Source organism: Pseudomonas sp. Pseusp18 (genome assembly GCF_059506005.1).
On sequence record NZ_CP169240.1, the window covers coordinates 1,400,863 to 1,413,727 of the forward strand.

Consider the following 12,865-nt stretch of genomic DNA (forward strand, 5'->3'; position numbering starts at 1 on the left):
TGGAGCCTCGCTGATGAAATCCTTTGAAGTCAATTTTGACGGTCTAGTGGGGCCGACCCATAACTACGGTGGCCTGTCCTACGGCAACGTCGCCTCCCAGAGCAACAGCCAGCAATCCTCGAACCCGAAGGAAGCGGCGCTGCAAGGTCTGGCGAAAATGAAAGCGCTGATGGATATGGGCTTTCAGCAAGGCGTGCTCGCACCACAGGAACGCCCTGACGTGGCCGCCCTGCGTCGCTTGGGTTTCAGTGGCACCGACGCGCAAGTGATCGAGCAAGCCGCCAAAGACGCGATGCCGCTGCTGGTTGCCAGTTGCTCGGCGTCGAGCATGTGGGTGGCCAACGCCGCCACGGTCAGCCCGAGTGCCGACACCGCCGACGGTCGTGTGCATTTCACCGCCGCTAACCTGAACTGCAAATACCACCGCAGCATCGAGCACCCGACCACCAGTCGCGTGCTGGGCGCGATGTTCGCTGACCAGAAACACTTTGCTCATCACGCCGCGTTGCCGGCCGTGGCGCAGTTTGGTGACGAAGGCGCGGCCAACCACACCCGTTTCTGCCGTGACTACGGTGAAGCCGGCGTCGAGTTTTTCGTGTTCGGTCGTAGCGCGTTCGACACCCGTTATCCGTCCCCGCAGAAGTACCCGGCGCGCCAGACCCTCGAAGCCTCCCAGGCCGTCGCTCGCCTGCACGGCTTGAGCGATGACGGCGTGGTCTACGCCCAGCAGAACCCTTCGGTGATCGATCAGGGCGTGTTCCATAACGACGTGATCGCCGTGGGCAACGGCGAGGTGCTGTTCTATCACGAGGACGCCTTCCTCGACACCGACCAGATGCTCGCTGAGCTGCAAGGCAAACTGGCAAAAGTCGGTGGGAAATTTCAGTCGATCTGCGTACCGCGCTCCGCGGTCACCGTGGAAGACGCCGTTCGTTCCTACCTGTTCAATAGCCAACTGCTGTCGCGTCCTGACGGCTCCATGTTGTTGATCGTGCCGGAAGAATGCCATGGCAACGAACGTGTCTGGCAGTACCTGCAAGGCCTGACCAGCTCTGGCGGCCTGATCCGCGAAGTGAAAGTCTTCGATCTCAAGCAGAGCATGCAGAACGGCGGTGGCCCGGCTTGCCTGCGGTTGCGCGTCGCCCTCAACGAAACCGAACTGGCGGCCGTCAACCAAGGGGTTATCATGACGGCTCCGTTGTACGGCACATTGACCGAGTGGGTCGAAAAGCACTACCGCGACCGCATGACCGAAAACGATCTGGCGGACCCGCAATTGTTGCTTGAGTGCCGGACGGCACTGGATGAACTGACGCAAATCCTTAAACTGGGCGCGGTTTATCCATTCCAGATCAATTGACATCTCCAGACGAGAGCGTAAATACATGAGCGATACCCTGCAGCTGATCCTTGAAGACACCGACGGCACGCAACTGGAAACTTCCTGCACCCGCGTCGCGGTCATGTGGCAAGGCAAAGAGCTGTGGATCCAGCAGGACGGCCGTGGCCAGCTGCTGATCGGCGTGGACGTCGAAGAGGGTGACGCTGAATACGCCAACCTGCTGCTGCGCCCATTGGCGACTAATCTGGTAAGTCTGCAACTGGAGATGGAACCGGCCGACCTCGGCGATGATGAGGACCACGTGCACGGCCCGGATTGCAATCACGACCACTAAGGAAACCGCTCTATGCTCGCCCTCGGCAAACTGCTTGAACTGACCCTCGCCGGCCGCGAACCGGCGGAGAAGACTCAACTGACTGTCGAAGGCGTACGGATGCGCTGGTTGAGCGAAGGTGCGCTGGAAGTCCGGCCACCTGAAGCTCGCGACAATGGCCTGGATCTGCTGCTTTCGGCCGGTATCCATGGCAATGAAACAGCGCCGATCGAGTTGCTCGATCGCCTGTTGCACGACATTGCCCGCGGTGACTTGAAACCGCGTGCCCGTATTCTGTTTCTGTTCGGCAATCCCGAGGCCATCCGCCGCGGTGAGCGTTTCATCGAGCAGGACGTCAATCGGCTGTTCAACGGCCGTCACGAACAAAGCAGCGGTTCCGAGGCCTTGCGCGCCTGTGAGCTGGAGCGGCTGGCGGCGACGTTCTTCAGCCTGCCGGACCGTAACCGTCTGCACTACGACCTGCACACGGCGATCCGTGGCTCGAAAATCGAGCAGTTCGCTTTGTATCCCTGGAAAGAAGGTCGTCAGCATTCACGCCTGGAACTGGCTCGCCTGCGCGCCGCCGGCATGGAGGCGGTGCTGTTGCAGAACAAACCGTCCATCGTCTTCAGTTCCTACACCTACGACAAGCTCGATGCCGAGTCCTTCACCCTGGAGCTGGGCAAGGCCCGGCCGTTCGGGCAGAACGAAGGGGTCAACGTCAGCCTGCTGGAAACCCGCCTGAAGCAGATTATCGAAGGCACCGAGCCGCCAATGACCGACGACGGGCTGGATGGTTTGCAGTTGTTCAGCGTGTCGCGGGAAGTCATCAAGCACAGCGATAACTTCCGCCTGAACCTGCCGGCGGACATCGAAAACTTTTCGGAATTGAAAGTGGGTTATGTGCTGGCCGAGGATATTGCCAATACCCGCTGGATCGTCGAAGAGCAGGGCGCCCGGATCATCTTCCCGAACCCCAGGGTCAAGAACGGCCTGCGCGCCGGCATCCTGATCGTACCGACCACCGACGAAAACCTGGTCTAGGCACAACACCCGTCAAATGTGGGAGCGGGCCTCTGTGGCGAGGGGGCTTGCCCCCGTTCGGCTGCGAAGCAGTCGTAAATCCAGATAGGTCTGAACCCAAGCCGGGGGCCGCTTCGCGACCCAACGGGGGCAAGCCCCCTCGCCACACAAGCTCGCCCCCACAGGTTTTATCGGTGTTTAGACAGCTACCGCGCGAGGCTCGCTGCGGCGCAATGCGCGAGTCTTGTGCAGCGTATCTGCACACGTCTTCGCCGCTTCCTGACCTTTATGCACGAAATGCTCGAAGAAGAACTTCTGATGTTCTTCGCCGGCATGGAAGTAGTGCGGGGTCAAAACCACCGAGAACACTGGCACTTCGGTTTCCAGCTGAACCTGCATCAGGCCGCTGATCACCGACTGGGCGACGAATTCGTGGCGATAGATACCGCCATCGACCACCAGGCCCGCGGCGACGATGCCGGCATAACGACCGGACTTGGCCAGCAACTTGGCGTGCAGCGGAATCTCAAAGGCGCCGCCGACTTCGAAGAAATCGATGTCCGACTCCTGATAACCCTGGGCAATCATTTCAGCGACGAAGCCTTTATGGCTTTGATCGACGATTTCCTTGTGCCAGCAGGCCTGGATGAACGCGACGCGCTCGCCCTGATGGTTTTTGCTTTTGCTATCGATTGCGGTGGGTTGCATGTTCTGACTCCTGTTTGTGTGAAAAACAGGGCGTTATGAATCGAATGGGATTTAAGGGTACGCACGCTCGCACGAGCTGCGGACGGCCCTCTGATGTCAATCCCGTTCTCTCTTCATCCGGACTATGACCGTCGGCCCCGGGATCACACCGGGTCTGCTGACCTTGTCGCCATCACAGCTATTGCCGTGCCTGTCGCCAAGCGCTCGCGGGCTATGCGCATTGCGCGCAATTACCGCCGGTGGGGAGTTACACCCCGCCCTGAGAACGTTTTTGCCGCCAGATTGTTTGGCGGCGAAGCGTTTTTAACACATATTTACGGGGCGTGCATGGCTGCTTTCTGATGATTGCTATCGGGTTTTCCGAAGGCATAAAGCGCCTTTTCCTCGTCCAAGGCTTGATTAAATGTCGGCATGACCGCAGTAATTCCTTTCCGAAACGGATTTTTCCCCTGTTAACCGAGGCCAGATTCATGAGCGTTATCGATCTTCGCAGCGACACCGTCACTCAACCGACCGCAGGGATGCTCGACGCGATGGCCAATGCGGCCACCGGTGACGACGTTTATGGCGAAGATCCGACGGTCAATCGTCTGGAGGCCGAGCTGGCAACACGACTGGGTTTTGCCGCGGCGCTGTTTGTTCCGACGGGCACCATGAGCAACCTGCTGGGCTTGATGGCCCACTGCGAGCGCGGTGACGAGTACATTGTCGGTCAGCAGGCCCACACCTATAAGTACGAAGGGGGTGGCGCGGCGGTGCTCGGTTCAATCCAGCCGCAGCCGCTGGAAGTGCAAGCCGATGGTTCGCTGGACCTGGCGCAAGTCGCCGCCGCGATCAAACCAGACGACTTCCACTTCGCCCGCACCCGTTTGCTGGCACTGGAAAACACCATGCAGGGCAAGGTGCTGCCGCTGGAATATCTGGCCCAGGCTCGCCGCTTCACTCGTGAGCATGGCCTGGCGCTGCATCTGGATGGCGCGCGGCTCTACAACGCGGCGGTCAAGCTGGGTGTCGATGCCCGGGAGATCACTCAGCATTTCGATTCTGTTTCGGTTTGTCTGTCCAAAGGCCTGGGCGCGCCGATTGGTTCGGTGTTGTGCGGCTCGGTCGAGTTGATCGCCAAGGCTCGGCGTTTGCGCAAGATGGTCGGCGGCGGCATGCGCCAGGCCGGGATTCTCGCGGCGGCGGGGCTGTATGCGCTGGATAATAATGTTCAGCGCCTGGCTGACGACCATGCCAATGCACAGTTGCTGGCCGAAGGCCTGCGCGCGGCGGGTTATGAGGTCGAGCCGGTGCAGACCAATATGGTTTACGTAAAAATGGGCGACAAGGCCGAAGCGATCAAGGCCTTCGCCGCGACACGCGGGGTCAAGCTCAGCGCTGCCGCTCGTCTGCGAATGGTCACGCACATGGACGTCAGCCGTGCGCAAATCGAGCAGGTCGTCGCTACATTCGTCGAGTTTTCCCGCATCTGATCGCGTTAGCGGTCCAATTGACCGTTTCTATCGTATAAACACGCTGTACCCCGCGCGCAGGGCCGATATAATGCGGCCCTTTGCCGTCGCTTCGTCTGTTGACGTTTCGCACAGGCCTTTGGCCGCAGCCTCCGTGGAAGAACCTAATGAAAAGCGCAGAAATCCGTGAAGCCTTCCTTCGCTTCTTCGAAGAGCAAGGCCACACCCGTGTAGCCTCCAGCTCTTTGATTCCGGGCAACGACCCAACCCTGCTGTTCACTAACGCGGGGATGAACCAGTTCAAGGACTGCTTCCTGGGCCAGGAAAAGCGCGCGTACACCCGCGCCGTCAGCAGCCAGAAATGCGTGCGTGCCGGCGGCAAGCACAACGACCTGGAAAACGTCGGTTATACCGCCCGTCACCACACCTTCTTCGAAATGCTGGGTAACTTCAGCTTCGGTGATTATTTCAAGCGTGACGCCATTACCTTTGCCTGGACGTTCCTGACCTCCGACAAATGGCTGAACCTGCCGAAAGAAAAGCTCTGGGTGACCGTCTACGCCAGCGATGACGAGGCCTACGACATCTGGACCAAAGAAGTCGGTGTACCGGCCGAGCGCATGGTTCGCATCGGCGACAACAAGGGCGCGCCGTACGCTTCCGACAACTTCTGGACCATGGGCGATACCGGCCCGTGCGGTCCTTGCACCGAGATTTTCTACGATCACGGCGCCGACATCTGGGGTGGCCCACCGGGCTCGCCGGAAGAAGACGGCGACCGTTACATCGAAATCTGGAACAACGTGTTCATGCAGTTCAACCGCACCGCCGATGGCGTGTTGCACCCGTTGCCAGCCCCGTCGGTGGATACCGGCATGGGTCTTGAGCGGATCAGTGCCGTGCTGCAGCACGTTCACTCGAACTATGAAATCGACCTGTTCCAGAGCCTGCTGAGCGCATCGGCCAAGGCCATCGGTTGCACCAACGACAATCAGGCTTCCCTGAAAGTCGTGGCTGACCACATCCGTTCCTGCGGCTTCCTGATTGCCGATGGCGTGCTGCCGTCCAACGAAGGCCGCGGTTATGTGTTGCGCCGGATCATTCGTCGCGCTTGCCGTCACGGCAACAAACTGGGCGCCAAGGGCAGCTTCTTCTACCAGATCGTTGCGGCCCTGGTCGCCGAGATGGGCGAAGCGTTCCCAGAACTGAAATCCCAGCAGGCGCACATCGAGCGCGTGCTGAAGGCCGAAGAAGAGCAATTCGCCAAGACCCTGGAGCAGGGCCTGAAAATCCTCGAGCAGGATCTGGCTGAACTCAAAGGCGATGTGGTGCCGGGCGACGTGGTGTTCAAGCTTTACGACACCTACGGTTTCCCGATGGACCTGACCGGCGACATCGCCCGTGAGCGCAGCCTGACCATCGACGAAGCAGGCTTCGAGCGCGAAATGGAAGCCCAGCGCGTGCGTGCCCGCTCCGCCAGCTCCTTCGGCATGGACTACAACAGCCTGGTCAAGGTTGATGTGGCCACCGAGTTCACCGGTTACACCGCTCACAGCGGTTCCGCCAAAATCGTTGCTCTCTATAAAGAAGGGCAATCGGTTGACGTACTGAGCGAAGGCGAAGAGGGCGTGGTCGTTCTCGATCAAACGCCGTTCTATGCCGAATCCGGTGGTCAGATTGGTGATTGCGGCTTCCTCCAGGCTGGCGCTGCGCGTTTCGACGTGCGCGACACCACCAAGACCGGCGGTGCGTTCCTGCACCACGGTGTGCTGGATTCGGGCAGCCTGATCGTAGGTGCTCCGGTGGAGACTCATGTCGATGCCGAAGTGCGCCATGCGACGTCGCTGAACCACTCGGCGACTCACCTGCTGCACGCCGCATTGCGCCAGGTACTGGGCGAGCACGTTCAGCAGAAAGGTTCGTTGGTCGACAGTCAGCGCCTACGCTTTGACTTCAGCCACTTCGAAGCAATCAAGCCTGAGCAGTTGAAGGCGCTGGAAGACATCGTCAACGCCGAGATTCGCAAGAACTCCGAGGTTGAAACCGAAGAAACCGACATCGAAACCGCCAAGCAGAAAGGCGCCATGGCGCTGTTCGGCGAGAAGTACGGCGACAGCGTACGCGTGCTGAGCATGGGCGATTTCTCCGTCGAGCTGTGCGGCGGTATTCACGCCACCCGTACCGGCGACATCGGTTTGCTGAAAATCATCAGCGAAGGCGGTGTTGCCTCTGGTGTGCGTCGTATTGAGGCAGTGACCGGCGCAGCAGCGCTGGCTTACTTGAACGCAGCTGAAGAACAACTCAAGGAAGCGGCCAACCTGGTCAAGGGCAGCCGCGATAACCTGATCGACAAGCTGTCGGCTGTGCTGGAGCGCAACCGTCTGCTGGAGAAGCAACTCGAGCAGTTGCAGGCCAAGGCGGCCAGCGCGGCGGGCGACGATCTGTCGGCCTCTGCCCTGGACGTCAAAGGCGTGAAAGTGCTGGCCGTGCGTCTGGACGGTCAGGACGGCAAGGCGCTGCTGGCGCTGGTCGATCAACTGAAAAACAAACTCGGCCGCGCAGTGATCCTGCTCGGCAGTGTCCATGAGGAAAAGGTCGTTCTGGTTGCAGGCGTGACCAAAGACCTGACTGGCCAACTCAAAGCCGGTGATTTGATGAAGCAGGCTGCTGCGGCAGTGGGCGGGAAGGGCGGCGGTCGTCCAGACATGGCGCAGGGCGGTGGTACTGACGCTGGCGCACTGGATACTGCATTGGCCCTGACTGTTCCATTTGTAGAGCAGGGTTTATAAGGCAGTGTGCCTGGCCCGCGGTCTAGTGGCGGGCCAGAACGCTGTTTGAGTGATTATTGGGCGCCCTTCATGGGCAGAGGCGGCTTTGAAATGGCTTTGATCGTACAGAAATTTGGAGGCACCTCAGTCGGCACTGTCGAGAGAATCGAGCAGGTCGCCGACAAGGTTAAGAAATTCCGCGATGCGGGCGATGACCTGGTGGTTGTGCTGTCTGCAATGAGCGGCGAAACCAACCGTCTGATCGATCTGGCCAAGCAAATCAGTGGCGACGGCCAACCGGTTCCGCGCGAACTGGATGTGATCGTTTCCACCGGTGAGCAGGTGACGATTGCACTGTTGGCCATGGCGCTGATCAAGCGCGGCGTGCCAGCGGTGTCGTACACCGGCAACCAGGTACGGATTCTGACGGATAGCGCGCACAATAAAGCGCGTATTTTGCAGATTGATGACCAGAAGATTCGCGGTGACCTGAAGGCCGGTCGTGTGGTGGTTGTCGCCGGTTTCCAGGGCGTCGACGAGCACGGCAATATCACCACGCTCGGTCGTGGCGGTTCCGACACCACTGGCGTGGCACTGGCGGCAGCCCTGAAGGCTGACGAATGCCAGATCTACACCGACGTCGACGGCGTCTACACCACCGACCCGCGTGTGGTGTCCGTGGCTCAGCGTCTGGACAAGATCACCTTCGAAGAGATGCTGGAAATGGCCAGCCTCGGTTCCAAGGTGTTGCAGATCCGTGCGGTCGAGTTCGCCGGCAAGTACAACGTTCCGCTGCGCGTACTGCACAGCTTCAAGGAGGGTCCGGGCACCCTCATTACTATTGATGAAGAGGAAACCATGGAACAGCCGATCATTTCCGGCATCGCTTTCAACCGCGATGAAGCCAAGCTGACCATCCGTGGCGTGCCAGACACCCCGGGCGTGGCGTTCAAGATTCTCGGCCCGATCAGTGCCGCGAACATCGAAGTCGACATGATCGTGCAGAACGTTGCGCACGATAACACCACCGACTTCACCTTCACCGTGCACCGCAACGACTACCAGGCGGCGCAATCGGTGCTGGAAAACACCGCTCGCGAGATCGGTGCCCGTGAAGTCGTTGGCGACACCAAGATTGCCAAGGTATCGATCGTTGGCGTCGGCATGCGCTCCCACGCAGGCGTGGCCAGCCGCATGTTCGAATCGCTGGCGAAAGAAAGCATCAACATCCAGATGATCTCGACTTCGGAAATCAAGGTGTCCGTGGTGATCGAAGAGAAGTACCTGGAACTGGCTGTGCGCGCCCTGCACACAGCTTTCGAACTGGACGCGCCGGCCCGACAGGGCGAGTAATGCGTTCCCCCCGAAGGGCGCGGTCTGACCGCGCCCTTCGTTTTTTTGAATGGTGCGTACCAAAACTGTTCTTTTGCTCGCGCTAGTCAATACTCAGGCATGTAGGGCTGCGACCTTTTCGGTTGTAGGTCGAATGCCTTTTTTTTGCAGACTGTTGTCCCTGAAATGAAATGCGTGAGGAGAAAGGTATGCTGATTCTGACTCGTCGGTGCGCAGAAAGCCTGATTATTGGTGATGGCGAAATCACCGTGACCGTGCTCGGCGTTAAAGGAAATCAAGTGCGTATTGGTGTCAACGCCCCGAAAGAGGTGGCTGTGCACCGTGAGGAAATTTACCTGCGTATCAAGAAAGAGAAGGACGAAGAACCAAGCCATTAATTTTTATCGTTTTTTATGTTTGCAAACGGGGATAAAGCTGGTTAATATACGCCCCGTGTTGCGGAGAGCTGGCCGAGTGGCCGAAGGCGCTCCCCTGCTAAGGGAGTACACCTCAAAAGGGTGTCGGGGGTTCGAATCCCCCGTTCTCCGCCATTATTTGTTTAGTACGTTGTAATCTGGCTTCTTCGGTAAGTTGTTGAAATTACTAGAAAAAGTGCTTTACAAAAAGATTTAACGGCCTATAATGCGCGGCAACAAATGCACTCGTAGCTCAGCTGGATAGAGTACTCGGCTACGAACCGAGCGGTCACAGGTTCGAATCCTGTCGAGTGCACCATTTAAGAGTTGTTTGCAGCAATGTGAGTAACTTGGCTTCAACCAGTTGTGATCTGGTATAAAAACACAAATGCACTCGTAGCTCAGCTGGATAGAGTACTCGGCTACGAACCGAGCGGTCACAGGTTCGAATCCTGTCGAGTGCACCAAACACCAAAAAGCCCGCGTTTAACGCGGGCTTTTTGCCGTCTGCGATTTGGCTTTTCCTTTGGTACATCCTTTCTCATCGAACTCGATGTGAGCACTGCGCCCTCGCTTGTTGTCGTAGCGGTAGCTCGTGGCTGAATTGCGAGTGCTGATTTTGTCTGGCTTGCCGAGAGCGCTTTCGACGTCCTGCTGACTCATGCCGGCAACCACTCTCTGATTGATGATCGCGATGCGGCGTTCCTTCGCGCTGAGCTGATTTCCACATTTGTCCTCGGACTGACCAACGACCGTCGGCTCTCTCCTTGGGTTTTTCATACTTGATGTTTCGCGAGCCTTGGCTTCTGGCATCAGGGCTGTGGTGCTGCCGGGCAAAAACGTGCGCACTTCCTGAAGTGAAAGGCTTTCTCCGGTCGTACAGCTCAAGGTCGTGAAGGTGATGCGTCCGTCAGGGGCTTCACACCGGTGGATGGTCGTAGCAAACGCCCAGGGCGGCAGGCAGAGCAGGGCGGCAAGCAAAAAATAATCAGCATTCCATGGCATTCGACGTCCTCCTTGACGGTCCTTATCAAGGGTAGCCGTTACATTTTTCGACGGCGGTGTGTTTTCTTTTCAGGATGAGTCGTCGCAGTTCCATGGATCAGGACAGTGCTCAGGTTTGTCTCGCAAGCGCTTGTTTCAGCCGCGATTTTTTCACGTTTAAAACCGTCAGGCGGTGTTATCATTGCGCCTGTCAGCCCCGCCGGGGCTTGTGGAATACCTCCATGGACTTACCCAGTAGTTACTCAGTACCCCGTTTTTACAATCATGAATTGACTGATTGATCCTTCCGGCGTGCCCCGCTGCTGGGAGTGGAGTTCGCCTATGTCTGAAGTTGAAGTAAAGAAAACGCAGGAAAGCTTGCAGGACCGCCTTGCTCAAGTCGTTGAGCTGCTGCAGCGCCAGCGGGTGGTCGAAGACCTGACTCATCGCCAGGAAGGTCCGCATCACGATCGGGTCGAGAACCTGGTTCACCGGCAAAACCTCGTCGAGTTGCAACGCAAACTCGATGATCTGCACTCCGCCGACGTTGCCTACATCCTTGAAGCCTTGCCACTGGACGATCGTCTGACCGTCTGGCAATTGGTCAAGGCCGACCGCGACGGCGACATTCTTCTCGAAGTATCCGATTCGGTTCGTGAAACCCTGATCGCCGACATGGACGATCACGAGCTCCTGGCGGCGGCCAAGGACATGGATGCCGACGAACTTGCTGACCTGGCCTCCGAGCTGCCGCGAGACGTCGTCCACGAGCTGATGGAAACCCTCGATGCTCAACAGCGTGAGCGCGTCCGCTCCGCGTTGTCCTATGACGAGGAGCAGGTCGGTGCGCTGATGGACTTCGAGATGGTGACCATCCGTGAGGATGTCAGTCTTGAAGTGGTGTTGCGTTACCTGCGTCGTCTCAAAGAGTTGCCAAGCCATACCGACAAACTGTTCGTGGTTGATTACGACGGCGTGCTCAAGGGCGTGTTGCCGATCAAGCGCCTTTTGGTCAACGACCCGGATAAACAGGTCTCGGAAGTGATGGCCAGCGATCCGGTGAGTTTTCATCCGGACGAAGACGCCTACGAGGCCGCTCAGGCGTTCGAGCGTTACGACTTGATCTCGGCCCCGGTGGTCGACAAGAACGGCAAGCTGATCGGTCGTCTGACCATCGATGAAATGGTCGACCTGATTCGTGAAGAGAGCGAAAACGAAGTTCTCAACATGGCGGGTCTGCGCGAAGAAGAAGATATTTTTGCGTCAGTCTGGAAGTCCCTGCGCAACCGTTGGGCCTGGCTGGCGATAAACCTGATCACCGCGTTCGTTGCATCACGGGTGATCGGCCTGTTCGAGGGCTCTATCGAGAAGCTGGTAGCGCTCGCGGCATTGATGCCGATCGTGGCGGGTATCGGCGGCAACTCGGGTAATCAGACGATCACCATGATCGTTCGGGCAATGGCGCTGGACCAGGTCAGTACCGGCAATACGTCGAGGTTGATGCGCAAGGAGTTGGCGGTCGCCTTGATCAATGGCGTGGTCTGGGGTGGGGTGATTGGTGTGGTGTCCTACCTGCTTTATGGCAGTTGGTCCCTGGGCGTGGTGATGACCGCCGCCATGACGCTTAACCTGTTGCTTGCGGCATTGATGGGTGTGTTGATTCCGATGACCCTGGCGCGGCTTGGGCGCGACCCGGCAATGGGCGCGAGTGTGATGATCACTGCCATGACCGACAGTGGTGGCTTTTTCATCTTCCTTGGGCTGGCGACGATTTTCCTGCTCTGACGTTCTGCCTCAAAAGAACCCGCCCAATCGGCGGGTTTTTTTGGGGCCGAATTTCAGGCAAAAAAAAAGCCAGCAATTACGCTGGCTTGAGCTTTCGGGATGAATCAGGAAGCGTCTGCAGCCATTTCGGCGTCATGGGCGATCAGCGAAACCAGAGCGTTTTGCTGGCGGTGGGAGAGTTGGCGGAAGCGTTGCAGCAGTTCGCGTTCGTGCAATGACAGCTCGGGGCTGTCCAGGCGCATGCTCAATTCTTCGCCCAACGCGCCTTCCTGAATAAGACTCTGCTCAAGGCGCGCGATGATTTCAGAATTCATGCTGCGATGATGATTGCGAGCCACCTCGGCAATGCGTTCACGCATTCCGTCTGGCAGACGTACGACGAACTTGTCAGCCGTACGGCTGGAATAAATTGCCTGTTTCAATGGGCGCATATATTTAACCGGTTAGTTCAGGGGAGCGGTTCTCGGGATAGGCCGCAGGATGTCAGATAGGACAAGCACTCCGACCAAATGTTCAACCTGAATTGATAGAGGCGCGCATCATGCCTCAAATTAGCCAGATCATTGGCGTCAATTCTGTGACAAATATTGATCCGGGTAAAGGCTTAATGCCAGCACCTATTATCAGAAATGCGGACTGGTTTGAAAACATTCCATGAGTCCGTATCGCTGACCGCGTCCTCTTGCCCGACAGGTGATGCCCGAAGACGCCTGAAGGTGCATGCTATGCGGATTCGATCC

11 protein-coding genes, 3 tRNA genes and 1 riboswitch are annotated in these 12,865 nt (G+C 58.1%); of the genes, 11 read left to right on the top strand and 3 right to left on the bottom strand.

The genetic code is table 11. The features are described from left to right. The first annotated feature begins 13 nt into the window (after positions 1-13). Genes astB through astE form a run of 3 tightly spaced genes read left to right on the top strand, consistent with a single transcriptional unit; the run spans position 14 to position 2,699 of the window. The gene (gene astB, locus ACEN9A_RS06160; protein ID WP_064616458.1) at positions 14-1,360 is read left to right on the top strand and encodes an N-succinylarginine dihydrolase; all 1,347 of its coding nucleotides are present in this window, start codon (positions 14-16) and stop codon (positions 1,358-1,360) included. 25 nt (positions 1,361-1,385) lie between these two features. Beyond that, positions 1,386-1,676 (top strand): hypothetical protein, encoded by a 291-nt coding sequence (locus ACEN9A_RS06165; RefSeq protein WP_018926388.1) that lies wholly within the window; start codon positions 1,386-1,388, stop codon positions 1,674-1,676. Positions 1,677-1,688: 12 nt separating this feature from the next. After that, positions 1,689-2,699: a succinylglutamate desuccinylase gene (gene astE / locus ACEN9A_RS06170; RefSeq protein WP_019651769.1), complete on the top strand. Its 1,011-nt coding sequence runs from the start codon at positions 1,689-1,691 to the stop codon at positions 2,697-2,699. A gap of 177 nt (positions 2,700-2,876) precedes the next feature. Here astE and ACEN9A_RS06175 read toward each other — a convergent pair whose 3' ends face one another. Then, the gene (locus ACEN9A_RS06175) at positions 2,877-3,386 is read right to left on the bottom strand and encodes a 6,7-dimethyl-8-ribityllumazine synthase (protein WP_413388474.1); all 510 of its coding nucleotides are present in this window, start codon (positions 3,384-3,386) and stop codon (positions 2,877-2,879) included. A gap of 100 nt (positions 3,387-3,486) precedes the next feature. After that, positions 3,487-3,657: riboswitch (FMN riboswitch) on the bottom strand. Between the two features lie 199 nt (positions 3,658-3,856). Between ACEN9A_RS06175 and ltaE the strand changes: the two genes are divergently transcribed. The 7 genes from ltaE to ACEN9A_RS06210 all read left to right on the top strand — a co-directional run bounded on the left by ltaE (position 3,857) and on the right by ACEN9A_RS06210 (position 9,823). Further along, positions 3,857-4,861: a low-specificity L-threonine aldolase gene (ltaE, locus tag ACEN9A_RS06180; RefSeq protein ID WP_258672684.1), complete on the top strand. Its 1,005-nt coding sequence runs from the start codon at positions 3,857-3,859 to the stop codon at positions 4,859-4,861. 146 nt (positions 4,862-5,007) lie between these two features. Beyond that, a complete protein-coding gene (gene alaS, locus ACEN9A_RS06185; RefSeq protein WP_019582890.1) occupies positions 5,008-7,629 on the top strand; it encodes an alanine--tRNA ligase in 2,622 nt (873 codons plus the stop codon). A gap of 90 nt (positions 7,630-7,719) precedes the next feature. Further along, entirely contained in the window at positions 7,720-8,961 is a 1,242-nt protein-coding gene (locus ACEN9A_RS06190; protein ID WP_007934911.1) for an aspartate kinase, read from the top strand. A gap of 188 nt (positions 8,962-9,149) precedes the next feature. Next, the gene (gene csrA / locus ACEN9A_RS06195; RefSeq protein ID WP_002554426.1) at positions 9,150-9,338 is read left to right on the top strand and encodes a carbon storage regulator CsrA; all 189 of its coding nucleotides are present in this window, start codon (positions 9,150-9,152) and stop codon (positions 9,336-9,338) included. Between the two features lie 62 nt (positions 9,339-9,400). After that, positions 9,401-9,491: transfer RNA gene (locus tag ACEN9A_RS06200), tRNA-Ser, on the top strand. 107 nt (positions 9,492-9,598) lie between these two features. Continuing rightward, positions 9,599-9,675, top strand: a tRNA-Arg gene (locus ACEN9A_RS06205). A gap of 71 nt (positions 9,676-9,746) precedes the next feature. After that, positions 9,747-9,823 (top strand) — tRNA-Arg (locus ACEN9A_RS06210). Between the two features lie 19 nt (positions 9,824-9,842). On the opposite strand, the gene ACEN9A_RS06215 is transcribed toward ACEN9A_RS06210, so the two are convergent. Continuing rightward, positions 9,843-10,361: a cell envelope protein SmpA gene (locus ACEN9A_RS06215; protein ID WP_258672686.1), complete on the bottom strand. Its 519-nt coding sequence runs from the start codon at positions 10,359-10,361 to the stop codon at positions 9,843-9,845. Positions 10,362-10,682: 321 nt separating this feature from the next. Here ACEN9A_RS06215 and mgtE point away from each other — a divergent pair, with 321 nt between their 5' ends. Then, positions 10,683-12,125 (top strand): magnesium transporter, encoded by a 1,443-nt coding sequence (mgtE, locus tag ACEN9A_RS06220; RefSeq protein WP_018926381.1) that lies wholly within the window; start codon positions 10,683-10,685, stop codon positions 12,123-12,125. 104 nt (positions 12,126-12,229) lie between these two features. Here mgtE and ACEN9A_RS06225 read toward each other — a convergent pair whose 3' ends face one another. After that, entirely contained in the window at positions 12,230-12,556 is a 327-nt protein-coding gene (locus ACEN9A_RS06225; protein ID WP_003178899.1) for an Arc family DNA-binding protein, read from the bottom strand. Between the last annotated feature and the right edge of the window lie 309 nt (positions 12,557-12,865).

Coding starts and splice junctions, on each gene's coding strand:
- ACEN9A_RS06215 (WP_258672686.1), bottom strand. CDS start 10,361: ATGCCATGGAATGCTGATTATTTTTTGCTTGCCGCCCTGCTCTGCCTG.
- astB (WP_064616458.1), top strand. CDS start 14: ATGAAATCCTTTGAAGTCAATTTTGACGGTCTAGTGGGGCCGACCCAT.
- ACEN9A_RS06190 (WP_007934911.1), top strand. CDS start 7,720: ATGGCTTTGATCGTACAGAAATTTGGAGGCACCTCAGTCGGCACTGTC.
- alaS (WP_019582890.1), top strand. CDS start 5,008: ATGAAAAGCGCAGAAATCCGTGAAGCCTTCCTTCGCTTCTTCGAAGAG.
- ACEN9A_RS06165 (WP_018926388.1), top strand. CDS start 1,386: ATGAGCGATACCCTGCAGCTGATCCTTGAAGACACCGACGGCACGCAA.
- ACEN9A_RS06175 (WP_413388474.1), bottom strand. CDS start 3,386: ATGCAACCCACCGCAATCGATAGCAAAAGCAAAAACCATCAGGGCGAG.
- ACEN9A_RS06225 (WP_003178899.1), bottom strand. CDS start 12,556: ATGCGCCCATTGAAACAGGCAATTTATTCCAGCCGTACGGCTGACAAG.
- mgtE (WP_018926381.1), top strand. CDS start 10,683: ATGTCTGAAGTTGAAGTAAAGAAAACGCAGGAAAGCTTGCAGGACCGC.
- csrA (WP_002554426.1), top strand. CDS start 9,150: ATGCTGATTCTGACTCGTCGGTGCGCAGAAAGCCTGATTATTGGTGAT.
- astE (WP_019651769.1), top strand. CDS start 1,689: ATGCTCGCCCTCGGCAAACTGCTTGAACTGACCCTCGCCGGCCGCGAA.
- ltaE (WP_258672684.1), top strand. CDS start 3,857: ATGAGCGTTATCGATCTTCGCAGCGACACCGTCACTCAACCGACCGCA.